The following is a 24,694-nucleotide window of genomic DNA, read 5'->3' on the forward strand; positions in this document are numbered from 1 at the left end:
TTTTTATTGCCTAAGGGGTGAACAGCCATTCAGGCGACGTTGAAAGTATAAAAATAAAATTAGCGCACTATCGAGAAATCCAAATAAATATCATCACCTTGGTCTTCATTCACCGTCACCCTCAGTCCATCGGTACAAGGTACTCCGACCTCACACCACGCGATAAGACTATCCACCGCAGGATCACTGCCCTGGGCAAGAATTTCAACACTGCCATCGGCGCAGTTAGTCACATAACCTGTGACACCAAGCGTGCGAGCCTTTGTTAGGGTCGCATGTCTGCAGCCCACGCCCTGCACTTTTCCCGTTAATTGAATAAGCACCCGTTTCATTGCGCCTCCCCTGTAAGGTGAGCCTTGTTATTAGCATGCGGTTGTTATCATGCGGCTATTATCATGCGTCTTTGCGTCGCTCACGTAAAAACGATTCCAGCCTAAGCATAGCCGAGTTTTCAGCTGCGATAAGGGAGAGTTTTGCTAAGTAATGGATTTAAGAGTAAAAAAGCAAGTATAAAAAAACAGCTAACGAGACCGCTGTTAGCTGTGTCGGGCGACATACGCAAAAGGTTATCCATGAATGGACAAATTGGCATAAAAGTTTGTAGCATTTTGTAACAAACTATTAAGAGGGGCTACTTTACACAATTCATGATTAATTTCAACAAAATGATAGATAAAGCCATACAAATAGAGTGTATTTAATGCTTTTTGCTGAAATAACCAGCTAAACCAGACACATATACCGTTGAGCATTCTAAATAACAGCATAACTTCATCTGAGTCTGGCTTCACTCATACAAGGTAACCAAACACCAACAGCTTGAAAATAGGATGCTTCTTGAAGGGGAAAACATGAACAGAGGCAAAGCGCTTATCGCCAGAATATTCCGCGATAAGCCTCTTTAACGAAAAGATAAGCGAATAACGATTTAACTCAACTTAAAGGCTTTTATCTTAGGTAAATGGGCGGCTAACTGCGGGAATTTATGGGCCTGCGTCTCATCCCATTCGATGGTGTAATAAGGCTTAAGCGCCTCGGCAGTAGCCTCACTGTCGAGCACTTCATCCACACGAGACAAAATACACATGGCTCTGTGGGTATTCTTCAACCTGAATTCAGAGACACACTTATTGGCGATATCGGCATACTCTTCCGGGCGGTCAATTTTCCCTTGCATCGTCTCTTCGGGATGAAGATTGGGATTGATTAACACCGATTTTAATCCGTTTAAAAAGCCAATTCGCTCAGCCCAATACGCCCCTAGACCGACCCCGACCATTAACGGTGCGGGATCGGCGCAATACTGCATTTGCTTGGCGACTTCTTTCAATAAATGCTGCATATCATGCTTGGGATGCAAAGTGCTGTAGCTGATAAGCCGCACATCTGGGTCAATAAACTGCAACTGACGCATTTTTTCGTGATTACCAGGGCTAGTTGCATCGAATCCATGAAGATAAAAAATCATATTGAGACCTTTTAACAATCTGCCAAACACGGCGCATGCTACTAACCCTAGCAAATATTCATTGCAGAACCTTGCGCTACATCAAACTTTTGCCTGTTGTGCGAGCTGGATTTGCTCAGCCAGCTGCTTGGCATTTTCCCAACGGCTAGCATTTTCTAGTGCGATAGCTGTCTGCGCCGCATTGGGTTTGAGTAAACTCGCCGGATGTTGTGGCGCCGAGGCGGGCCATACAAAGCCATTTAACAGTGACATAACGCCCGGATTATCGTTACAGACCAAAATCATATCGCAACCCGCATCCAAGGCAGCTTGAGCGCGACCTAAATAATCCCCTGCAATGGAAGCGCCCTTCATCCCCAGATCGTCGGAGAAAATTACCCCGTTAAAGCCCAGCTCTTTGCGTAGGATCTGCTTTAACCAGTAGCTTGAAAAGCCCGCAGGATTCGGGTCAACTTTAGGGTAAATGACATGGGCTGGCATAATGCCCGATAATTTACCCATAGCAATCAAATCTTTAAACGGCAAAATATCTTGATTAAAAATCGCCTCAGCTTCACGCTCATCGATAGGTTGCGCAATATGGGAGTCCGCCGCCACGCTACCATGACCGGGGAAATGTTTACCCACAGCGCCCATGCCCGCCTCAGCCATACCCTCAATAAAACTCTGCGCTAATGCAATCACTTCCTCGGGCTTTGCACTAAAACTACGTTTGCCGATCACTTGGCTAATGCCATTAAGATCGAGCACAGGCGCAAAGCTTAAGTCGATGTCACAGGCGAGTAATTCGATGGCCATTAAAAAGCCTAATTCACAGGCCCAACGTTTAGCGATAACCATATCGCCCTTAGCCGCGGGTAAAATATCCCCCATGGCCGGGATCAGGGTAAATCCTTCACGGAAACGCTGTACTCGCCCGCCCTCATGATCAACGGCAATCAAAATCTCGGGACGAATTTGGCGGATCTGTTGCACTAAGGCAATTAGCTGCTCACGGCTGGAAAAATTGCGGGAAAACAGGATCAAACCACCCACCTGCGGATGGCGCAGCATCTCGGCTTCAGCTTCGCTAACGTCTAAAGACAGCAGATCCAACATTAGATAACTCATATTTCTCCCTAAAAATTCTTATTCATACTCAAAAAATAACCATAGCGATACTGACCACTGGGTTCACAAAAATCCCCGAAAAGCGAGCCATTCGCCGTCAGACTTTGCCACAAAGCAATTATGTTGCCGATAAATTCGACATTCACCATAAGCTAATTAAGCTCAGCTTATCCGAAGTCTTTCTAATCAAAAAAACTAATGTGAATCTTGATACTAAACTGTGGGATACTGACCTTAAACGTATCACACAAGCACATTTTGTGTGGTTGATGCCTGCAGTTTGCCAGAGTTTACGACATAAAAACCAGCGTATTGGCGCGGTAACTGCAAAGATCTTCCACGCACAGACTAAAATAAAAATCGAGACACAACAGGACTTCAATCATGATTAGCGTATTCGATATGTTCAAGATCGGCATTGGCCCTTCGAGTTCACACACTGTTGGCCCAATGAAAGCGGGCAAAATTTTTATGCAGCACCTTGCTGATTCGGGCCAGATTGCCCAAGTGGATGAATTAAGAGCAGAACTGTTTGGCTCACTCGGTCAAACGGGTAAAGGCCACGGCACGGGGAAAGCCGTTATTTTAGGCTTAATGGGTGAAGATCCAGAAACCGTCGACACCGACAGCATCGATGGCATTCTTGAGCAAGTGTCGAAAAACGAGACCCTCACCCTCAGCTGCGGCAAAGTAGTTAAGTTTACCCGTGAAGACGGCATTACCTACCATAGACGCAAAACGCTCCCCGCCCATGCCAACGCCATGACACTGTATGCCTACAGCAAAGGCGAATGTATTTTTGAGCGCACTTACTACTCTGTCGGCGGTGGATTTATCTTAGACGAAGATGAAATCCATCAACGCAACGCCTCACCAGCATCACAAATTGAATCTGCACCTTACGATTTTAATAGCAGCGCCCAATTACTGGATTTATGTACTGAGCATGGCCTGAGCATATCTTCCCTAATGATGGCCAACGAGCTTAGCCTCGCCAGCGAAGAAGAAGTCAAAGCAAAACTGTGGAATATCTGGCAAACCATGAAAACCTGTATCGAACGGGGTTATCAGAAGGAAGGTATTCTGCCTGGCGGTTTAAAGCTGCGTCGCCGCGCACCTGCACTCTATCGTCGTCTCAAAGCTGAAGGCCGTAACAACGTCGATCCGTTAACCGCAATGGATTGGGTCGATTTATTCGCCCTCTCGGTGAACGAGCAAAACGCTGCCGGCGATCGCGTTGTCACCGCACCGACAAACGGCGCTGCGGGCATTATCCCTGCCGTGCTGTGTTACTACGATACCTTCGTGCAAGAAGTCGATATCGATGTTTGCGCCCGTTACCTGTTAACCGCTGCTGCTATTGGTATTTTGTACAAGAAAAATGCCTCGATTTCGGGCGCAGAAGTCGGCTGTCAGGGCGAAGTTGGCGTAGCCTGCTCAATGGCAGCCGGCGCATTGACCGAAATCATGGGCGGCACAGTCGAACATGTTGAAAACGCGGCTGAAATTGGCATGGAACATAACCTAGGCTTGACCTGCGACCCAGTAGGCGGCCTAGTACAAGTTCCTTGTATTGAACGTAATGCGATGGGTGCAATCAAGGCGATTAACGCATCACGCATGGCGCTGCGCGGCGACGGTAACCACAAGGTATCACTGGATAAAGTGATTAAAACCATGATGGATACAGGTAAAGATATGCGCAGTAAATACAAAGAAACCGCCAAAGGTGGCCTCGCGGTGAACATTGTTGAGTGTTAATCCACTCATGCTGATAATCGACTTACCGATTTAACACTGTCATGCCGCGCTTAACCGTTCAAACCGAAACGATTAAGCGCGGCATATGTTTATCTGAAAACGCGTTAAAGTTTAGTTCGTCGCCTTCATTGATGAATTCACATATTCGGCAATCACTCCCGCCCATGTTTTTTCAACTTCAGGAAGAAGCTGCGAAAACGCCTGTTTTTCAGTCACCCTACGCAAATCATCGACTGCATCAGAGGTGCTCCATACCGACGCGTTGCGACTCTCCTTAGCCGTCGACTCCGCTAATCCATACAAATATTCGGTGCGCACATCAAATAGAGCCGCCGATACGGTTGTCGTCACACTCACTTCTTTATTCTTTAATAGCCCAAGGGAAATGACATTTAACGGCGCAAATTGCTGCTCACCCGCATGGAAAGAGGTATCGAAGGTATAAATAAGTAAGATATCCGCCTTGAGCCTTGCCGCGGCTTCCCGCAGTGATTTGATAGAATCTAACTGCTCCGGCAATAAAATACGGTTTAACGGTGCAATCCCTGCCACCTGCGGCATTTTGGCTAGCTGAGTAAAATCGGCTTCTGTTTCGACTTCACGGGTTGTCACCACACTGTAACGCCCAGTCCCAAAACTGCTTAAACGATAGGATGCATAACCCGGCGCCTGAATACGTGCAACAGCAATATGTGCGGGGAATGTGGCAGCCGCTTGGACTGACATCAGCGTATTAATATCCGATTCCGCCAAACTACCAATAACCACTCTGCCACCGGGCGTAGTGTAGGAAGCGCAGCCTCCCAACAAGATTAGACTCAGTAACGCCACTTGTTTTATCTTTCTCATCACAACTCCTTTATGTGAACCGCTGTTTGGCAATCGCCACTAACGCCAATTAATCGTTTAAACCTCTCCATCAAGTATCACTAACTTACTGTTGATGAATGATTTTAACAATCCTCACCTTGAATTATCTGTGCGGTACGGTAAATCCAAAGCGATATGTGTATCCGCTCAGCGTACAAGTTATTGGATAAACTATTCTTGAATAAAAGAATCTGCCAGATTTAGAAATGTATATGGTGGTACATATACGATTAAAATGTATCCACTAAAGTAACCATTAGTACAGTGCAACAGCGGTTGATAACGACCATAAAAAAGCCCTCGTTTGAGGGCTTTTTTATTGATGATGACCCGTCCTAAATAGCGTTGACACTTTTCAAACTCATTTTGGAGAGTGTAATGACTTCAACAATTAAACGAACTCAACGTGATTATTCCCTCGCTTTTAAATTGGCGGTTGTCGACCAAGTGGAAAAAGGCGAGCTGACCTATAAGCAGGCACAAGACAAGTACGGTATTCAAGGCTGCTCCACCGTGTTAGTGTGGTTACGCAAGCATGGCAAACTGGATTGGTCCCTAGGGACGCCGCCTACATCAATGCGAGGACAGTTGATGACTGAACCCACCACGCTCACCCCCGAGCAAAAGATAAAAGCCCTCGAAGCCGAACTTGAAGATACTCGCATGAAAGCCGCGTTCTTCGAAGCCATTGTCGAAAAACTCAGAACTGACTACGGGATATCCGTCGTAAAAAAGCCACCCGCGAAACGCTCCAAGAAAAAACGGCCATAGGTTATGGCGTCACCCAATGCTGTCGTTACCTTGGCATCAGTCGCCAGGCGTATTATCAACAATGCCAGCGGCAAATCGTCTCAGAGCTAAAGGAGCAAGAGGTGGTGCAAACGGTACAATATGAACGGTTATTTCAACCGCGAGTCGGTACGCGTAAACTGCAGTATTTACTCAACAAAATGCATCAAATAGTGATAGGACGAGACCGGTTATTTCGCTGTCTTAGGGCGCATCGTTTGTTGGTCACGCCGAAACGGGCGTACCATAAAACGACCCATAGCCATCATCGATTTAGGTGTCATCCCAACTTGCTTAAGCCCAGTGAGCAGCAAGTGGACATCAGCCGCTCAGAACAAGTCTGGGTGGCTGATATTACCTATCTGTCACTGCAAGATAATGAAGCCTATTTAAGCTTGGTGACCGATGCCTGGTCACGAAAAATTGTGGGTTATCATGTTGATGATAATCTTAAAACAGACGGGGTGCTAACGGCTTACAAACGGGCACTGAGACAGCGACAAGATAAAAGTAAACCGCTGATACACCACTCAGACCGAGGGATACAGTACTGCTCAAACGCGTATCAAGCGGTTCACGCACAACATGGCGTGACATGCTCAATGACAGACGGATATGACTGCTATCAAAATGCCTTAGCAGAGCGAGTGAATGGCATCTTGAAGCAGGAGTTTTTAACACATAAGCCCGCAACGCTGGAGGAGGCGCGACAAATGGTGGCAGAAGCGGTTGCCATCTATAATCAACGACGGCCACATTTGGCCTTAAAATACAAAACGCCCGATGAGGTTCATCGAGCGTTTTAGGTGGAAATAAGTGTCAACTTATTTCAGGACGAGACATGAAACTTAAGAAAAATCAATTGTTCACGCCATGCTAGCGTTACAATTGTTCAAGCCAAGTATCAAACAAACTCAATTAGTTCAACGCTAACACATAGTCTATGGCACTGGTGATTGCGGCAACTTGGGCTAGATTGCACTCTGCGGGCGTGGCCGATGGACTGTCGGGATAGACTTCGGTGGTGGTGTTATAAATACAGCCCGTCACACTGCTGCATAAACCTAGCGCTTTCAACGGGTAGTTGATCACCCCGTGTTGCACCACTGTCGAGCCGATAATCTCGCCCTTTTCATCGGCGGGCGCGATGTGGGTGACTTTGCTTACCCCGTCGATAATCGCCTTTTGGAAAGCATCCTGCGGATTTTCGGTATCGCCTACGGCGTAAAATCCATCTGGAATCGTGCCGGGAATAAAGTCTTTACCATCACGCGCGGCCAAGGCTGGACGAAATTCATCCTCATCCGAATCGGTGGTTTCATGTAAATCCACATGCACATCAAAACCTTGTGGGACACTTGCCACCAGTGCCATCAGTGCTGCCGACTCTTCAGCTGGGCTATTGGCATAAAACGAGCGGTTTGGATCGATAGCTTTCGGGTTCCAGCGATTAATGGTCTCATAACCCCAAGGGCTCACACACACTGCCACCACTAAGTTTACGCGCTCAGCATAGAGAGCCGCGTTGTTAGCCAAAAAAGCCAAGGCGCCATGCACGCCACTGGTTTCGTAGCCGTGTACGCCACCTGTGACTAAGACGGTTTTCTTGTTCGGATCGAACGTAGCAGTTCTAACCGCAAACAAGGGATAACGTGCAGAATCAATCGATAAGGCGCCATATTGCACCACACTCAGCCCTATTTCGGCCAGTTGTGACTCCATCGCCTTTAGTGGCGTGACTACATTATCTTGGTATGAACGCTTAATTTGCGTGTTAGCAAACCATGCGGCCTTTTCGGCATCGCCCCATTTTTCACCGACAGTCCCGATTGGGTAAAAACTCACATTCGCCATAGGTTCTCTTCTTCTGATTTTATGTTTTGGTCTTATGGTTAAAGATCGTTATAGATCAAAGCACGAGTTGCATTGGAATATCACGGATCCCACCGCGCTCACGAATATCACTTTGCGCAACAAAGCCAAAGTGCTGATAAACAGGCAGCGCGTTCACCGCCGAGTTAACGGTAAAAGTACCTGGATTCCCCTTGGCGAGACACTCAGCTTTGGCAAGCTCCCACAGCTGACGCGACAGGCCTTGCCCCTTGGCAATATCCGCCACAAATAGATGATAAAGATGACTGTTATCCTTCATCCCCACCACACCGACAAGTTCGCCAGTCTCATTAATTGCAACATGATATTGATAACCTAAGGCAAAATAATGAGCCACTGACTCAACAGACATGGCGTTGACTAAGGTTTCAGCACCCACATCAGTGCAGGTGGGAGCAATATAAACTTGTGTAAGCTGCGTGATTAATGCGCTTATCGCTTCAATATCTGTTGTAGTCGCTGCTCTGATCAGCATCTTCATTCCTTGATAAGTCCAGTGTGTAACTGACTTAGATTCACAATCCTAGTATTAAAAAGCCAGAACAGGGTTCTGGCTTTGGCAACAGGTTAACGGGACTTAATACCCAGTGGATTTAAGTCCATCATCCTCGGTTACTTTTTCGTCCAGCTGTCCATCCAACGGAACACGTTCGCGTACCATTGTTCGAGGTTTTCTGGCTTTAAGATCCAGTGGTTTTCATCAGGGAAAATCAGCAGCTCTGATGGAATCCCCTTGCGCTGCATATAGCTAAATGAGGCTAAACCTTGACCATAAGGCACACGGAAGTCCTTCTCGCCATGGATAACCAGCATTGGCGTCTTCCAGTTTTCCACATAGTTTACTGGGTTAAACTTCTCATATAAGGCTTTGTTATCTGAGTAAGTGCCGCCAAACTCATGCTCTGGGAACCAGACTTCTTCGGTCACATAGTACATAGAGCGCATATCGAACAGACCCGCGTGGTTAACGAGGCACTTAAAGCCATCGTTCCAGTTACCTTGGATCCAGTTCATCATGTAGCCGCCGTAAGAGCCACCCAAGGCACAGGCATTTTGTGGATCGAGCCATTTTTGTTGTTGGCTCACCGCTGCCAGACCTTTTTGTAAGTCTTCTAATGGCTTACCGCCCCAATCTTGGCTGATAGAATCGGTAAAGGCTTGGCCGTAACCAGTTGAACCGTGGAAGTCCACCATCACAACGCCATAACCCGCGCCAGCCCATAACTGGGCGTTCCACCGACCACTGAAGGCGTTACCAAAGGAACCTTGTGGACCACCGTGGACTAGGTATGCAATCGGATACTTTTTACCTTCTTGGTAGTTAGCAGGCTTGATCCAGTAACCGTAAACATCTTCGTTGTTCCAACCCTTAAAGCTAAATTGTTGGAATTCACCGAATTTGATTTCGGCCAGTTTGTCTTTGTTAACTTCAGTCAGACGTTTCAGGCCTTGGCCGTCGGTGTTGATGCGATACAGATCGCCCGGCTCAACTAAGGTTTTGCTGTCGAAGATTAGTTGATCGTCGGCGATCGCAATCAGGCTATTGCTGCCGTCGCTGTAGACAGACTGCACATCACCAAACTGAGTATTCACTTTGAAAATAGAGACTTGACCAATGTCTTGTGCCGTCACATACAGAGTACGGTTGTCCGGTGCAAACATCAGCGAGCTTGGGCTTCTGTCCCACAGTGGTGCCACTTCCTTCGACTGTCCAGTGCTGGTATCACGCAGCATAATGCGGTAACGGTCAGCTTCGAAGCCGGGTTTAGTCATCGCGAGGTACGCCATATAGCGACCATCGCTTGAGAATCTTGGCTGGGCGTCCCAGGCGATGTTATCGGCGGTTAAGTTAGTGGCTTTGCCACCGTTTACACTCACCTGCCACAGATCGTAGTTTGTGGTCCAAGCTTGATCTTTGCTTGGCGCTTTGGCGCTGTACACCACAAATTTACCATCAGGAGTGAAGGTTACTTCTTCCATGCCTGAGAATGGCTTAGGTGGAGTTTCTGTGTCTAAACCTTGGGTGATGTCCACCACTTTGGTCAGCTTCTCGCCGTTAAGGGCACCCACAAATAAGTGGTTACGGGCATGATCTTCCCAGGTATCCCAGTGACGCACCATCAACTGCTTGTATTCACGGCCCGTCGATTTACGCTCTTCTTCGGCCTTAAATTTGTCTTTTGAACAAGCTAAGTCTTTACACTCTGGGAAGACACGCATGCTAAGCACGATTTGCTTACCATCGTTAGAGAGTTTGTAACCATCGATATCCAATGGCAGATCAGAAACTTGCTGCGCTTCACCGCCCGTTAATGGCAGTTGGAACAGTTGGCTTGAACCACTGCGGCTGGCGAGGAAATAAATCGATTTGTCATCGTTTGCGAAGCTGACATCGTGCTCAGTACCGGCGGCAGAAGTGATCTGCATCGGTTTAGCGTCCGCTTGCGTCAAATCGAGAATATATAAATCTGAGCTCGCCTCTCCCTTGTCATTAACGGTTTTCAGACCGTAGACCAATTTAGTGCCATCGTGGGACACCGCGGCTGAATGCAATTTGTTGAGTTTAACCAGCTGTTGCACAGTAAAAGGCTTAGGATCGGCCGCGTGGGATGAGCAGGCCAAACCAGCCGCGCCAAGCGCCAATAGGAGAGGAGCTATTTTCATTGTTATATCCATCTTTTGTTAAACACATTCGGTAGTTGTACCGAATGAACGGTCAAAACGATCATCAATCGTCTTTGTGAAGATAAGTTTGCCACACTAACGAAACAAAAACGCTCAAGCAAGCCAAAAGGCATACTTGAGCGTATTTTTTTGTGACAAATTGTCAGTCAGCATCGAATGGCGTCATTGAGTGCCACTCGCCGCCCTTTCCCGCTCAAATCCCGCTTAAAAAAGCGACATTTTTGCAAGAAGGACATTCGCTTAGGCCATTTGCTTAGGCTTTGGCGTTAGCGATATTCACTTTCCAAATCGCAGGGCCAGTTTCATGGGCATTCACGCCGTTTGAATCCACCGCCACAGTAACTGGCATATCTTGTACGTCAAACTCGTAAATTGCTTCCATACCTAAGTCGGCAAAGGCCACCACGCGGGATTTCTTAATGGCTTTCGACACTAAGTAAGCCGCGCCGCCCACAGCCATCAGGTACACAGCTTTGTGCTTCTTGATAGACTCAACGGTCGCTGGACCACGTTCAGCCTTACCAATCATGCCCATCAGGCCAGTTTTATCCAGCATCAGATCGGTGAACTTGTCCATACGGGTCGCGGTTGTTGGGCCAGCAGGACCCACGACTTCGTTACCGACTGGGTCAACAGGGCCCACGTAGTAGATAAACTTGCCAGTAAAGTCGACGCCTTCTGGTAAGCCTTCGCCGCTTTCAATCAGGCTTTGGATACGTTTATGGGCAGCATCACGGCCGGTGAGCATTTTACCGCTTAACAGAATGGTTTCACCGCTCTTCCACTGCTCGATATCGGCTTGAGTGACTGTGTCTAAGTTAACGCGTCGCACATCGCTGCCCACTTCGCGGGTGATTTCTGGCCAGTCGCTGAGTGTAGGCGGCGCAAGATCAGCAGGGCCCGAACCATCTAAATGGAAGTGTACGTGACGAGTTGCCGCGCAGTTCGGGATCATCACCACAGGTTTTGATGCTGCATGAGTAGGTGCAGATTTGATTTTCACGTCTAACACTGTGGTTAAACCGCCAAGACCCTGCGCACCAATACCAAGGTTGTTAGCACGCTCGAAAATGTCTAAACGCAGTTTTTCTTCGCTGGTTTCTGCACCGCGCGCCATTAACTCATGGATATCCACGCTTTCCATCAGTGCTTCTTTCGCGAGTACGGCCGCTTTCTCAGCGGTGCCGCCAATACCGATGCCAAGCATACCTGGAGGACACCAGCCCGCGCCCATGGTTGGCAGCGTTTTTTCAACCCAAGCGGCGATATCGTCAGATGGGTTTAACATCACCATCTTGGCTTTGTTTTCACTGCCGCCGCCCTTGGCCGCGATAGCGACTTCAATGTGATTGCCTGGCACCATATCGATATGCACGACGGATGGCGTGTTGTCTTTGGTGTTTTTACGGCTACCCGCAGGATCGGCCACAATCGATGCACGCAGTGGGTTATCTGGATTGGTATAAGCACGACGCACACCTTCATCGACCATTTGTTGCACAGTCATATCGGTTTTGTCCCACTTAACCCCCATACCAATCTTAACGAAGGTGGTCACAATACCCGTGTCTTGACACAGTGGACGTTTACCTTCGGCAGACATACGCGAGTTAATCAAAATTTGCGCAATCGCATCCTTCGCCGCCGCACTTTGCTCACGCTCATAAGCTTCGCTCATGGCATCCACAAAATCTTTGGGATGATAATAGGAGATGTATTGCAGGGCATCGGCCACACTTTCAATAAAGTCGGCTTGTTTAATCACTACATTTTCAGACGTTTCATGGTGAGATGACATAGTAGGTGCGCTCCAGCAGCCTTTAGGGCCTTACTTGTTTTTTGTGTAATTCTTTCTGGGCCAATATGATACTCTTTCCCATCTTTTTGGGCTACATCACATTTTTAGATAGGGTTAATTGATGGCAAATAGGGCGGCATTACCGCTGGCAGTACGCCAACTTGACTGGACTTTCAGCACAGCAGCAATCTTCGAATACTTTGCGGCAGAACCTTGGGCCATATTGCTCGACTCGGCCAATGCGCCCCATCAGGACGCTAAATTCGATATGATTTGCGCAGGTCCCATTGCCACCCTCATCACCCAAGGCGAACTGACTGACATTCAAGTTCATCAGCCTGAATTAACCAAACCGACTCACCTCTGCCCGCAGGATGACCCTTTTACCCTGGTCAAACAGCTGCTGCGCCATTGGTATCCACACTCTTTTGCCTGCGATTTGCCCTTTAGTGGCGGCGCCATGGGCAGCTTTAGTTATGACTTAGGCCGCCGGATTGAGCAGCTCCCGAGCACAGCAGCGCATGATATTCACCTCGGCGAGATGAATATTGGCTTTTACGACTGGGCATTGATTTTCGATTATCAGCAGCAAAGCTGGTTTATGGTGCACTATTTGGGGGATGCCGTCCTCGATACTCAATTGAAAATAATTGAAGCAAAAATAGCCAAACCCACAAAGCAGGCCGAATTTCGTCTCACAAGCCCTTGGTCGGCGCAGACCACCAAAGCCCAGTACGCCGCAAAATTTACTCAAGTACAGGCGTATCTGCATAGCGGCGATTGCTATCAAATTAATTTAACCCAGCGCTTTGAAGCAGAGTATCAAGGCGATGAATGGCGCGCTTACTGCAAGCTACGAAGTGCCAATCAAGCGCCCTTCTCCGCCTTTATGCGGCTTGATGCCAACGCGATTTTATCGATTTCGCCCGAGCGTTTTATTCAGCTACGCGGTGACGACATTCAAACCAAACCGATTAAAGGCACGCTGCCGCGCCATAGCGACCCGATGCTAGATAAGCAAGCAGCGCAAGCCCTTGCCCATTCGCCCAAGGATCGCGCCGAAAACGTGATGATTGTGGATTTACTGCGCAATGACATAGGTAAAGTCGCGGCGCCCGGCACTGTACAAGTGCCACATCTATTTGCCGTTGAAAGCTTTCCTGCGGTGCACCATTTAGTCAGTACCGTCACGGCCAAACTCGACCCACATTACCACGCCTGCGACTTGTTGCGGGCGGCCTTTCCCGGCGGTTCAATAACCGGTGCGCCTAAAATCCGCGCCATGGAAATTATTGAAGAGCTGGAACCCTCACGCCGCAGTCTGTATTGTGGCTCCATGGGGTATATCAGCCAAGATGGGCAAATGGACACCAGTATCACCATCCGCACTATCGTGGCAGAGCAAGGTAAACTCTATTGCTGGGCGGGCGGCGGCATAGTCGCGGACTCTAATGTCGATGCCGAGTACCAAGAAAGCTTCGATAAGATAAGCCGCATCTTACCCTTGCTCGATAGCCCTCAATAAGCGTCAGGAAACGAATAGGAAGCCAATGGATCAAGCGGAATTTAGACTCAGATTTAATCTGCATCCTTTAGCCACGCAAGATCCGGCGGCTATCCCTCACCTTGGGTTGCGTAAAGCCGCAGTACTCATTCCCTTGCAGGAAATCCAGGGCGAGCTCAGTCTGATTTTAACCCAAAGACCGATGCACCTTAGGGCGCACCCTGGGCAAATTAGCTTTCCAGGCGGCAAGATTGAGCCCAGTGATAGTAGCGCCATTACGGCCGCGCTGCGGGAAGCGGAAGAAGAAATTGGTCTTTGCCGAGAAAATGTAGAAGTGATAGGCACTTTCCCCGCCCATAACACCTTTACCGGTTTTGAAATCACTCCAGTGGTGGGCATGATTAAGCAGGATTTTGCCTTAAGGCTCGATCCCGGTGAAGTCGCCGATTGCTTTACCGTACCCTTAAGTTTTTTTATCGAACCGCAAAATCGCCACCGCAAACAGTTTTTACGCCAAGGGCGTTATTACAGCGTGCATTTTATTCCGTATCAGCAACGTTTTATCTGGGGCGCGACGGCGGCGATTATCGATCACCTCTGTCGGCATTTGAGTCTTCCCGAGGAGATGCTGTAAACCCGCATTGCTCATTTGGATAATTCAAATCACAAAATGCACATATAAGCCCGCCACTAACGAGGTTAGCAGCAGCAAGGGAATATTAAACCAATAACCCAGTTTGCTGTGGTGGGCGACATAGTAATTAAACGCCAGACTTATCAGGCTTATCGCACCGCAGCCCCAAATGATGTATTGCAGTAATTCGGTTTCGCTTGGGTCCCAATAGTGTCTGAAGGTTTCACCGCGACTCAAGTAGGATCCGACCTCTCGTTCGGGGCGAGCCTCGCCAAACACCATCAGCGCGTACACCGCCAAGGTCCAGCCCAGAATGGATAATGTGGCGAGGATCATCTGAAATATTTTGACTTTCCGCATACCGCCTCCCAAGTTTTAAGGCACCCTATCACTCAATATTAGTAATATTAACCTCAGGATACCTTTTTCAGCTTGAGAAAAGCCACCAGCAAGGTAATATAAACCTCCAAAAATTTTCATATAAAACGTTTCGTTGGAGAACTAAGCAACAATGAGCATTGCATCGGTCGCTTCTGTATTTAAAGGTGAGCACGCAGTTGGTTCGACAGTCACAGTCCGTGGCTGGGTCAGAACCCGTCGTGACTCGAAAGCTGGCATCTCTTTTTTAGCTGTCTATGACGGCTCCTGCTTTAATCCTATTCAAGGTGTTGTGCCAAATAGCTTAGAAAATTACGACAACGAAGTGTTAAAGCTGACAGCTGGCTGCTCTGTGATCGTAACCGGTGAGATTGTGGAATCTCCTGGCGCTGGCCAAGCCTACGAGCTGCAAGTCACACACGTTGAAGTGACGGGTTGGGTCGAAGATCCAGACACTTACCCAATGGCGGCTAAGCGTCACTCAATCGAGCATTTACGCGAACTGGCCCACTTACGCCCACGTACCAACATCATTGGTGCCGTTGCCCGCGTACGTAACTGTTTGTCTCAAGCGATTCACCGTTTCTACCACGAAAATGGTTTCGTGTGGGTATCTACACCGCTGATCACCGCATCAGACTGTGAAGGCGCGGGTGAAATGTTCCGTGTCTCCACACTGGACATGGAAAACCTGCCACGCACCAGCGATGGCAAAGTAGACTATGACAAAGACTTCTTCGGTAAAGAGGCATTCTTAACCGTATCGGGCCAGTTGAACGGCGAAACCTACGCCTGTGCCCTGTCAAAAATCTATACCTTTGGCCCGACGTTCCGTGCTGAAAACTCAAACACCAGCCGCCACTTAGCGGAATTCTGGATGGTTGAGCCTGAAGTGGCGTTCGCGACCTTAAGCGATATCGCAAGCCTTGCCGAAGGCATGCTGAAATACGCCTTTAACGCCGTATTAGCTGAACGTATGGACGATTTACAATTCTTCGCCCAGCACGTGGATAAAACCGTGATTGAGCGTCTGCAGTCTTTCGTATCGAGTGATTTCGCCCAGGTAGATTACACAGATGCAGTAGACATTCTGCAAAAATGTGGTCGTGAGTTCGAATTCCCAGTGTCTTGGGGTATCGACTTATCCTCTGAGCACGAGCGTTATCTGGCCGAAGAGCACTTCAAAGCCCCTGTGGTTGTGAAGAACTATCCAAAAGATATCAAAGCCTTCTACATGCGCCTTAACGAAGACGGTAAAACCGTTGCCGCGATGGACGTGTTAGCCCCAGGCATAGGTGAAATCATCGGTGGTTCACAACGTGAAGAGCGTTTAGACGTGCTGGATATGCGTTTAGAAGAAATGGATCTGAATAAAGAAGATTACTGGTGGTATCGCGATCTGCGCCGTTACGGCACAGTGCCACACTCAGGTTTCGGTCTGGGCTTCGAGCGTTTGGTGTCTTACGTAACGGGCGTATCGAACATCCGTGACGTGATCCCATTCCCACGCGCGCCACGCACTGCGAACTTCTAATTTGTCCGTTAACAGACACATCCTTTAAAACGCGCCTCGGCGCGTTTTTTATTGCCCTGTAAAAATGCGTTAAAATTCATCACTCGGTCAAACTCCTTCGCCTGAGTCCTTGCACTTTAGGGGGCAAGAAATCTAAGATGGCTGCGGCTAACTTATGTGCTTAGCGCAGATAACAGCCCTTGTTGCAGGAAGTGACGAAGTTGTCGTTAGTAAGCGAGTTGCAAAAGGCAACTCAACAGCATTTTGCTCAATCGAGGAATCATAATGTCAAAAATCAATTTACTTTTGCTGTGCGGCGGTGGAAGTGCGGAACACGATATTTCCCTACTGTCGGCTAATTATTTTGAAACCTCATTAGCAAAATCCGAGCAGTTTAATGTACTGCGCGTGGTACTGGATAAATTTGGCCAATACCAAACCGCCGCAGGCGATGACTGTGAACTGACCAATAACCGCGAAATTCGCTTCCGTGATGAGACCAAGCCCGCATGGCCTGTGGATTATGTCATTCCTTGTATTCACGGCTATCCGGGGGAAACGGGCGACATTCAGTCTTACTTTAATCTTATCCAACTGCCCTACTTTGGTTGCGAATCCGAAGCCAGCAGCAACTGCTTTAACAAGATCACCGCTAAGATGTGGTTCAGCGCCTTAGGCATTCCTAACACACCTTATATCTTCTTAAATCAATACGATGATGACGCGATTGCCCAAACCCAAGCAGCGCTCGAAAACTGGGGGTCGATTTTCGTTAAAGCCGCATCCCAAGGCTCATCGGTCGGTTGCTATAAAGTCGATGACAGCAGCAAAGTGGCTGACGTGTTAAAAGATGCCTTTGGCTACGCGCCCTATGTGATCGTCGAGAAAACCATTAAGGCCCGTGAGCTGGAAGTCGCGGTCTATGAGTATCAAGGCGAAGTGGTTGCGACCCTGCCGGGCGAAATCATCTGTGATAGCAATACCTTCTACACCTTCGATGAGAAATACGCCAAGAGCAGTAAGGCACGCACCGATGTGGTCGCGCAAAATGTGCCAACTGACATTAGTGAGCAGATCCGCGCCTATGCGATTAAAGCCTTTAAGGGCATGAAGCTGCGCCATCTGTCACGCATCGACTTTTTCTTAACCCAAGATAATGAAATTCTACTCAACGAAATCAATACCTTCCCGGGTTCGACGCCGATTTCAATGTTCCCTAAGATGTTGCAAAACCATGGTCATGATTTTACCGAATACTTAAGTTTGGTGATTAACGGCCAGTTAGCGGCTAAGTGATAGACCGAGTGATAGGCTAAATAAACTGAAAAGCGCGCCTATATAGCGCGCTTCTTTTTTGAGGTTGGTTTGAACTCATTATGAATGGTGATGAGCCGCAGCCTGCTCGGCAAGTAACTCAAAAAATGCCGCCTTGGGCATGGGCTTATAAAAGATATAGCCTTGAATTTCTTGAATATGGTTTTCCATCATCACCTTAAGCTGCGCCTGGGTTTCGACCCCTTCTGCCGTCACACTCAAATTCAGCGCATGACTTAAGCGCACAATCGCCTCTATCAATGCGAGATGGCGCTCCCCTTCATCTAACCTATCGATAAAACTCTTATCGATTTTGATTTGATCGATAGGAAAATTCGCCAAATAGGATAAGGAAGAATAACCGGTACCAAAGTCATCGAGGGAGATTTTAATGCCTCGTCCGCGTAACTCGTTCAGCACTTGGATTAAATGCACATGCTGTTTCATCAACAGCGATTCAGTGATTTCTAAGGTGATAAGCTCGTAGGGAAACTCAATTAACCCCAGCTCTTCGATAATATCGGCAAAGGAGTCACAAAACGCATCCTGCAACTCGTGGGACCAAAACTCAAAGGTCGACACGTTCACCGCTAAATTGATTGGCCAGCCTAGAACTTGCATATCGATGATGGTTTGCATCACGGCTTTGCGTACATAGCGACCAATGTTAACGATTAAACCGCTGTTCTCGGCGATGGGAATAAACTCATCGGGGGAAATAAACTGCCCCTCGTGCTGCCAACGCAGTAGCACTTCGGCGCGCTGAACAAGCCCTGTTGTCGCATCCACAATCGGCTGAAAATATAGCTCGAAGGCTTCTTGTTCTAAGGCTTGTTTCAGCAGTGTATGCAAATTCGCAATGCGCTCGGCATTTTGCTGCATTTGCTCGGTGAAAAAATGGTAACGGTTACGGCCATCCGCCTTGGAGATATACATGGCCTGATCGGCGCAGTTCAACAGCTGCTCCAGATCCAACGCATCCTCGGGAAAGCGCGCGATCCCAATACTCACCGAGCTATATACGCCCTTATCATGGGACAATTCATAACGTTGATACACACGTTTATTAATCTTATCAGCAAGCTGTGACAATTCTCTTTGTGTCACAAGGCCCGGAAGCAACAGCGCAAACTCATCGCCCCCTAAACGGGCAAATACCGCTTGCTCATTCAAACAGGTCTTAATCTGCTCCACGACCTGCACCAGCAGCGCATCCCCTTTGTCGTGACCATAGGTATCGTTCACTTGTTTAAAGTTATCTAAATCCATCAGCATAAAGCTAAAACCAGGGGTTAAGCTGTCGGCGGATATCAGCTCTTGGATTTGTCTAAACAAGGCATTACGGTTTGCCAAGCCAGTGAGGGGATCATTGTTGGCTTGATACTTAATTAACTGCGCCGCCTTTTTACGCTCACTGATATCGGAAAATAACCAAGCAAAACTATTCTCGTTGCTATGGGGCTCGCGAAACACGGTCACGGTTAAATCGAGGTAAAAGGTTTCACCGTTATTACGCAGGCCAATCAACTCACCCTGCCACATTTTCCCCTCGGACAGATGTTGAAACAGGGAATCGATTTCGTGGGGCTCAGAGGGAGAGAAAAAGTGTTCAGGGCAAAAATCATGAATATCAGTGGTTTTAGGATAAACCATCTGGGTAAACGCATCGTTTGCATAGAGCACGGAATGGCTGGCATTGGTGATGACTAACGACAGAGGTAGGCGATCAAATATTTTCACCGCAAGGCGCTGAAACTCGAGTGACCGACTGCGCTCTACCGCTAAACTCGCCAGCCTTGCCGCCTCAGAAATCAAGGTTAAATCCGCGGCCGTCGGTACTTTTACGGTTTCATAATACATGGCAAAGGTGCCGAGGACCTTGCCTTGAGTATCTTTGATAGGCTCAGACCAACAGGCCCTCAGCCCGTGGGTTAATGCAAACTCTTTGTACGGCGCCCAATAGGGATGATGTTCAATGTCATCGACAATCACCCGCTGCCCCGTAAACGCCGCGGTACCGCAGGAGCCAACCCCAGGACCAATTTCGACCCCATGAATGACTTGGTTATAACTGACGGGTAAATGGGGCGCGGCGCCCGTGAGCAGCTTTTTGCCGTCTTCGCTGAGTAGCAATACGGAGGCATGCGTGCCTAAACGCTGATCTTCAATTTTTAAGACTAGAGCATGGAGGATTTCTGCTAATGGCGCGCCATTGAGCAGCATAGACAAGATGCCGTTATAACATTCTAAGCTAACACTTTGATTAAACTGAGCATTAATCTCGCCGATAGTGCCCGTAACCGCAATTCCTTCGTCCATACATCCCTTAGTCATTTAGCGCTTAAGTTAACGACCTTACTAAGATGAACAATCTTTGTAAATCAGGGGTGAATTTTAGGTATTTAGTCGCACTAAAGCAACTTTTCAATGATGGATGAAAACCTGCTTTAGTGGCGAGTAAAATGCGGGTTTATTCTTGAATTCGCTCAAGTTTTGCTAAATAAAACCCATCGAAACCCGTTTCGGCGGGGCTGATGGTTTCATCTTCGAGTAAACGGAAATTGGGGTTTTCCGCTAAGAAAGCATCCACTTGGCCGCGGTTTTCACAGGGGAAAATTGAGCAGGTCGCGTACACCACAATGCCACCCACCTTCACCATGCGACTATAGCTGCTTAAGATATGCTTTTGCAGCTCCATCAGTACTGGCAAACGTTCGGCAGTATCACGCCATTTGGCATCGGGATTGCGCTTTAATACCCCAAGGCCTGAGCAAGGCACATCGAGCAGCACACGATCGGCACTGAGCTTTAAGCGTTTGATGGTTTTTGAGCCGACAATTAATCGGGTTTCGATATTGTGGGCACCATTACGGCGAGCGCGTTCTTTAAGGTTGTCGAGTTTCCATTGCTCCACATCCATCGCCAATAAACGGCCTTTGCCCTGCATCTGCGCGGCGATATGTAAGGTCTTGCCCCCTGCGCCAGCGCAGGCATCAATCACTCGCATGCCCGGTTTGGCATCGAGCGCCGCGGCCACACGTTGCGAGCCCGCATCTTGCTGCTCAAATAATCCATCTTTAAAGCAGTTAGTGCGAAACAGCGCGGAATCAGAGGTCACTTCAAGGGCTGAATCAACGCCCTCGACCGCTTGGGTGGTGACAAACTCGGCCGCCAGTTTTTGCGCTAAATCATCACGAGTCACTTTAAGGCCATTGACCCGCAGGAAACGCTTTGGCGGAGTGCTTAAGGCGGCGCGCTCCTTCTCCCAGGATGCCGCAAGTTGGGCTTGACCCATTGCATCTAACCATTCTGGGCAACCGTCCCAAAGCACAGGTTGGTTCTTAGCCTGTTCGATACGCTCGGCTAAACGCTCGGCATCGACCGGCAACGAATACTGCATTTTAGGCAGTTCTAAGTTGTGGAATAAGTGCCACACATTAAGCAGCTTAGAGCCTAAGCGCTCCATTTCTTCCGGCTTAATTTCGGCTAAGAAACAATACAGATTTAACCGGCGCAGAATATCGCCGGTCACAGTGGCAATACGCGCCTGTTCGGCGGGTACTAACTTTAATCCCGAAAAATGCTGAGAATAGGCCCGGTCTAAGGGTTTTCCTTCGCTTAGCACCATAGCTAAGATACTGATCACTAATTCATTCGAGCTGGCAGAAAGCGGAGAATTCAACATTTACAGGTCACCGTGAGTAATAAAACCGGGGGATCATAGGAGGTCAGGCACTAATACGCAAGTAAACAGATGCGCTGTTGCCTTTTAGAGGCAAAAAAGTCCAATAAAAAAGCGATCCATGGGGATCGCTTTTCTCGCATCGGCCAATGCCGTTACATTTTAGAACCTTTCGCGCCGTAGAACAGGATAAAACCGTAACACACCACAGGCAGAATAAAGGCCAATTGAATGCCTAAATTATCGGCTAATACGCCCTGTAATAATGGCACAATCGCACCACCGACAATGGCTAAACACAGAATACCGCTACCCTGAGACGTGTGTGGACCAAGGTCACGCAGCGCTAGGCTGAAAATGGTCGGGAACATAATTGAGTTAAACAATCCCACGCCCAAAATCGCCCACATGGCGACACTGCCACTTGTGGTCATGGCCACCAACACCAACAATGCCGCCATAAAGGCATTGAAGGCAAGCACAGTACCTGCGGGGATTTTTTGCATTACCGCCGAACCGATAAAGCGTCCGACCATAGCGCCGCCCCAATAATAGGCGATGTAATGGGCCGCTTGCTCTTCTGGCATGCCGACGATGTGTGCTTCGCCGAGGAAGTTAACTAAGAAGCTACCAATCGAGACTTCTGCGCCCACATAGACAAAAATCCCCACCGCACCTAACACCAAATGCATGCTTTGCAGCGCACTGGTCTTGCCTAAATGGGTTTGTACTTCCTCTGCCGCGGCTTGGCTGTGTTCACGGATCACGGGCAAATCTAACTTAGCGAAAATGATCGCCAGTACCGCAAGCGCCGCAGCCAGCAATAAGTAAGGCAACTTAACCACTTCCGCTTCGGCATTGGCTTGGGCTAATTCAGAAGATACTGACGCGGCAACGGATAAGATCAGAATCGAGCCAAAAAATGGCGCAACAGTGGTCCCAAGTGCGTTAAAGGCTTGTGTCAGGTTCAAGCGGCTCGATGCGGTCTCGCTGCTACCAAGCGCGTTAACATAGGGGTTAGCCGCCACTTGTAAAATAGTGATCCCTGATGCCAATACAAACAAGGCGCCGAGGAATAAACCGTAGGTCGCAAAGGAGGCTGCTGGGTAGAACAAACCACAGCCGATACTCGCAATCACTAAACCAGTGACTATGCCCTTTTGATAACCGAGTCGTTTCACCAGCTGTCCCGCCGGGATCGACACCAGAAAATAAGCGCCAAAGAAGCAAAACTGGATCAACATCGCTTGGGTGTAATTGAGTGAAAACACCGCCTTAAGATGGGGGATCAGAATATCGTTCAGACAAGTAATAAAGCCCCACATAAAAAACAGTGAGGTCAATGAGACTAACGCAAAACGATAATTACCGTTTCCCGCCTCGCTCACGCTGCTCGTGTGGCTGCTGGTGTTTATAGATGACGCCATAGTTGTGCTCTCTAATCATGTTTTTATTATCTAAAGGGAATGTCCCTTAGGCGTTTTCGTACTACGACAGGCAGCCACAATGAAATTGTGCTGCCCATCCGAAGTGGTGTTATGCCGAGTCGAAACTAGTTCAACAACGCATAAAAGCAGGCATAGGCCGAAAATGTCAATGTGTCGGCGATCCTTTGCGCAGTTTTCAAACCGTGACCGGTAATTTCTTGCTGGATGCTGAGTGCATCCAGTGATAATGCCTGCTCTGTATCTTGTAGGTTAAAGCACACCAGTAGCTTTTGCTCCCCGGACGTACGCACAAACACCAACAAGGGTTCTGGCGCATCGAGGAATTCAATTTCCCCTTCAACCAAAGCGGGATAGCCTTTGCGCCATGCGAGGAACTGACGATAGCCATGTAACATCGATTGGCTATCGGCTTCCTGCACATCAACCGCCAGTGCTCTGTGCGCCTGCGCGATAGGCAACCAAGGTGTCACTTGGCTAAAGCCGCTAAAATCTGCATTTTGCTCCCACGGCATAGGTGTACGGCAGCCATCACGGCCCTTAAACATTGGCCAGAAGGTTTTGCCGAAGGGATCCTGCAACTCGTGGTATTCAATCGGCGCTTCGGTTAAACCCAGCTCTTCTCCTTGATAGCTACAGACACTGCCTCGCAGTGAGTTAACCATGGCATTGAGCATTTTCACCATGTCGGATGTTTGCTTACCACGTCCCCAACGGCTGGCGACGCGCTGTGCATCGTGATTACCTATCGCCCAGCAGGGCCAACCATCACCAATACTCGCTTCCAGTGCTTCTACCGTTTGGCGAATATAAGCGGCGCTATAGTCATCGGTCAGCAGCTCGAAACTGTAGGCCATATGTAAGCGGTCTTCGCCCTTGGTATAGGCGGCCATCACCGCAAGTGAATCCTCGGCGGAGACTTCCCCTAAGGTCACAGCACCTGGATAGCGATTGATTAACTGGCGTAATTCTTCAATAAATAGAATCGTTTGCGGTCTATCGTTATTGTAGTAATGGTACTGATAGGCATAGGGATTATCTTCACTGAATCCGCGCCCTTGGCGTTTATCCTTGGGTTTGGGCGGATTATCCCTAAGCTGTTCATCATGATAACAGAAGGTAATGGCATCTAAGCGGAAACCATCGACGCCCTTCTTCAGCCAAAACTCCACATTATCTAACACGGCTTGACGCACGTCGGGATTGTGGAAGTTGATATCGGGTTGGCTGCGTAAAAAGTTGTGCAGATAATATTGTTGTCTGCGCGGCTCCCACTCCCAGGCGCAACCGCCGAAAATCGCTAACCAGTTGTTTGGCGCCGTACCATCTTCCTTTGGTTCGGCCCACACATACCAATCTGCCTTGGGATTGGTGCGGCTCTCGCGACTCTCACAAAACCACGCATGTTGATCTGAGGTATGGCTTAGCACTTGGTCGATAATGACTTTAATGCCACGTTGATGGGCTTTTTCAATCAGTTCATCAAAATCCTGCATAGTGCCAAACAGAGGATCCACCTCGCGGTAGTCACTGATATCGTAACCAAAGTCGGCCATCGGGGATTTAAAGAATGGCGAAATCCAAATCGCATCCACATTCAGGCTGGCAATATAGTCCAACTTAGTGATAATACCGCGCAGATCGCCAACGCCATCACCATTAGTATCCAAAAGGCTACGTGGATAGATTTGATAGATCACGGCTCCACGCCACCAAGTTAACTCACTCATATTGCCCCTTTATCCTTATTCTTCAGCGCGCTAACCCAAAAACTCTCACATGAGCAGTTACAATCATGTTACTGCGGAGTAAAGGCGCTACGGCTTGTATTAGTGGCAACGAGCATACGT

At 48.4% G+C, this 24,694-nt stretch carries 19 protein-coding genes; 6 read left to right on the plus strand and 13 right to left on the minus strand.

Annotated elements, in window-relative coordinates; genetic code table 11:
- Positions 1-59 precede the first annotated feature (59 nt).
- The 3 genes from SHEWANA3_RS12080 to nagZ form a co-directional block, all read right to left on the minus strand.
- Complete coding sequence (locus SHEWANA3_RS12080; RefSeq protein WP_011622502.1) at positions 60-332, minus strand: acylphosphatase; 273 nt, start codon at positions 330-332, stop codon at positions 60-62.
- Positions 333-928: 596 nt separating this feature from the next.
- Positions 929-1,468 (minus strand): alpha/beta hydrolase YcfP, encoded by a 540-nt coding sequence (gene ycfP / locus SHEWANA3_RS12085; protein ID WP_011717227.1) that lies wholly within the window; start codon positions 1,466-1,468, stop codon positions 929-931.
- 81 nt (positions 1,469-1,549) lie between these two features.
- Positions 1,550-2,578, minus strand: a complete 1,029-nt coding sequence (nagZ, locus tag SHEWANA3_RS12090) for a beta-N-acetylhexosaminidase (RefSeq protein ID WP_011717228.1) — start codon at positions 2,576-2,578, stop codon at positions 1,550-1,552.
- A gap of 384 nt (positions 2,579-2,962) precedes the next feature.
- On the opposite strand from nagZ, the gene SHEWANA3_RS12100 reads away from it, so the two are divergent.
- Complete coding sequence (locus SHEWANA3_RS12100; protein WP_011717230.1) at positions 2,963-4,339, plus strand: L-serine ammonia-lyase; 1,377 nt, start codon at positions 2,963-2,965, stop codon at positions 4,337-4,339.
- A gap of 111 nt (positions 4,340-4,450) precedes the next feature.
- Here SHEWANA3_RS12100 and SHEWANA3_RS12105 read toward each other — a convergent pair whose 3' ends face one another.
- On the minus strand, positions 4,451-5,188 hold the full coding sequence (locus tag SHEWANA3_RS12105; protein ID WP_011717231.1) for a hypothetical protein: 738 nt from the start codon (positions 5,186-5,188) through the stop codon (positions 4,451-4,453).
- Between the two features lie 399 nt (positions 5,189-5,587).
- Here SHEWANA3_RS12105 and SHEWANA3_RS23215 point away from each other — a divergent pair.
- Positions 5,588-6,804, plus strand: a protein-coding gene (locus tag SHEWANA3_RS23215) for an IS3-like element ISShes13 family transposase (protein ID WP_086017254.1) whose coding sequence is annotated in 2 segments (ribosomal slippage) — positions 5,588-5,936 and positions 5,936-6,804 — 1,218 coding nt in all. Because the reading frame shifts where the segments join, the coding sequence is not laid out codon by codon here.
- 112 nt (positions 6,805-6,916) lie between these two features.
- Here the strand turns inward: SHEWANA3_RS23215 and SHEWANA3_RS12120 are convergent.
- The 4 genes from SHEWANA3_RS12120 to SHEWANA3_RS12135 form a co-directional block, all read right to left on the minus strand.
- A complete protein-coding gene (locus tag SHEWANA3_RS12120) occupies positions 6,917-7,852 on the minus strand; it encodes a M14 family metallocarboxypeptidase (protein WP_011717232.1) in 936 nt (311 codons plus the stop codon).
- A gap of 55 nt (positions 7,853-7,907) precedes the next feature.
- A complete protein-coding gene (locus SHEWANA3_RS12125) occupies positions 7,908-8,366 on the minus strand; it encodes a GNAT family N-acetyltransferase (protein WP_011717233.1) in 459 nt (152 codons plus the stop codon).
- A 137-nt stretch (positions 8,367-8,503) separates the two neighbouring features.
- Complete coding sequence (locus SHEWANA3_RS12130) at positions 8,504-10,555, minus strand: S9 family peptidase (RefSeq protein ID WP_041412655.1); 2,052 nt, start codon at positions 10,553-10,555, stop codon at positions 8,504-8,506.
- Between the two features lie 274 nt (positions 10,556-10,829).
- Entirely contained in the window at positions 10,830-12,374 is a 1,545-nt protein-coding gene (locus SHEWANA3_RS12135) for a fumarate hydratase (protein ID WP_011717235.1), read from the minus strand.
- A 121-nt stretch (positions 12,375-12,495) separates the two neighbouring features.
- On the opposite strand from SHEWANA3_RS12135, the gene pabB reads away from it, so the two are divergent.
- Both pabB and SHEWANA3_RS12145 read left to right on the plus strand, forming a co-directional pair.
- Positions 12,496-13,899: an aminodeoxychorismate synthase component I gene (gene pabB / locus SHEWANA3_RS12140; protein ID WP_011717236.1), complete on the plus strand. Its 1,404-nt coding sequence runs from the start codon at positions 12,496-12,498 to the stop codon at positions 13,897-13,899.
- A 25-nt stretch (positions 13,900-13,924) separates the two neighbouring features.
- On the plus strand, positions 13,925-14,512 hold the full coding sequence (locus tag SHEWANA3_RS12145; protein WP_011717237.1) for a CoA pyrophosphatase: 588 nt from the start codon (positions 13,925-13,927) through the stop codon (positions 14,510-14,512).
- 24 nt (positions 14,513-14,536) lie between these two features.
- Here SHEWANA3_RS12145 and SHEWANA3_RS12150 read toward each other — a convergent pair whose 3' ends face one another.
- Positions 14,537-14,872, minus strand: coding sequence for a hypothetical protein (locus SHEWANA3_RS12150; RefSeq protein ID WP_011622890.1), 336 nt, complete (start codon positions 14,870-14,872; stop codon positions 14,537-14,539).
- Positions 14,873-15,023: 151 nt separating this feature from the next.
- Here SHEWANA3_RS12150 and asnS point away from each other — a divergent pair, with 151 nt between their 5' ends.
- Together asnS and SHEWANA3_RS12160 are read left to right on the plus strand one after the other, a co-directional pair.
- The gene (gene asnS, locus SHEWANA3_RS12155) at positions 15,024-16,424 is read left to right on the plus strand and encodes an asparagine--tRNA ligase (RefSeq protein WP_011717238.1); all 1,401 of its coding nucleotides are present in this window, start codon (positions 15,024-15,026) and stop codon (positions 16,422-16,424) included.
- A gap of 264 nt (positions 16,425-16,688) precedes the next feature.
- Entirely contained in the window at positions 16,689-17,699 is a 1,011-nt protein-coding gene (locus tag SHEWANA3_RS12160) for a D-alanine--D-alanine ligase (protein WP_011717239.1), read from the plus strand.
- A gap of 78 nt (positions 17,700-17,777) precedes the next feature.
- Here SHEWANA3_RS12160 and SHEWANA3_RS12165 read toward each other — a convergent pair whose 3' ends face one another.
- From SHEWANA3_RS12165 to SHEWANA3_RS12180, 4 genes are all read right to left on the minus strand, one after another.
- Complete coding sequence (locus SHEWANA3_RS12165; protein WP_011717240.1) at positions 17,778-20,036, minus strand: EAL domain-containing protein; 2,259 nt, start codon at positions 20,034-20,036, stop codon at positions 17,778-17,780.
- A 151-nt stretch (positions 20,037-20,187) separates the two neighbouring features.
- Positions 20,188-21,402 (minus strand): RsmB/NOP family class I SAM-dependent RNA methyltransferase, encoded by a 1,215-nt coding sequence (locus tag SHEWANA3_RS12170; protein ID WP_011717241.1) that lies wholly within the window; start codon positions 21,400-21,402, stop codon positions 20,188-20,190.
- 152 nt (positions 21,403-21,554) lie between these two features.
- Entirely contained in the window at positions 21,555-22,826 is a 1,272-nt protein-coding gene (locus SHEWANA3_RS12175; protein ID WP_011717242.1) for a sugar MFS transporter, read from the minus strand.
- 125 nt (positions 22,827-22,951) lie between these two features.
- Entirely contained in the window at positions 22,952-24,574 is a 1,623-nt protein-coding gene (locus tag SHEWANA3_RS12180; protein ID WP_011717243.1) for an alpha-glucosidase, read from the minus strand.
- Between the last annotated feature and the right edge of the window lie 120 nt (positions 24,575-24,694).

This window comes from Shewanella sp. ANA-3, from assembly GCF_000203935.1.
Taxonomy (GTDB): Bacteria; Pseudomonadota; Gammaproteobacteria; order Enterobacterales; family Shewanellaceae; genus Shewanella.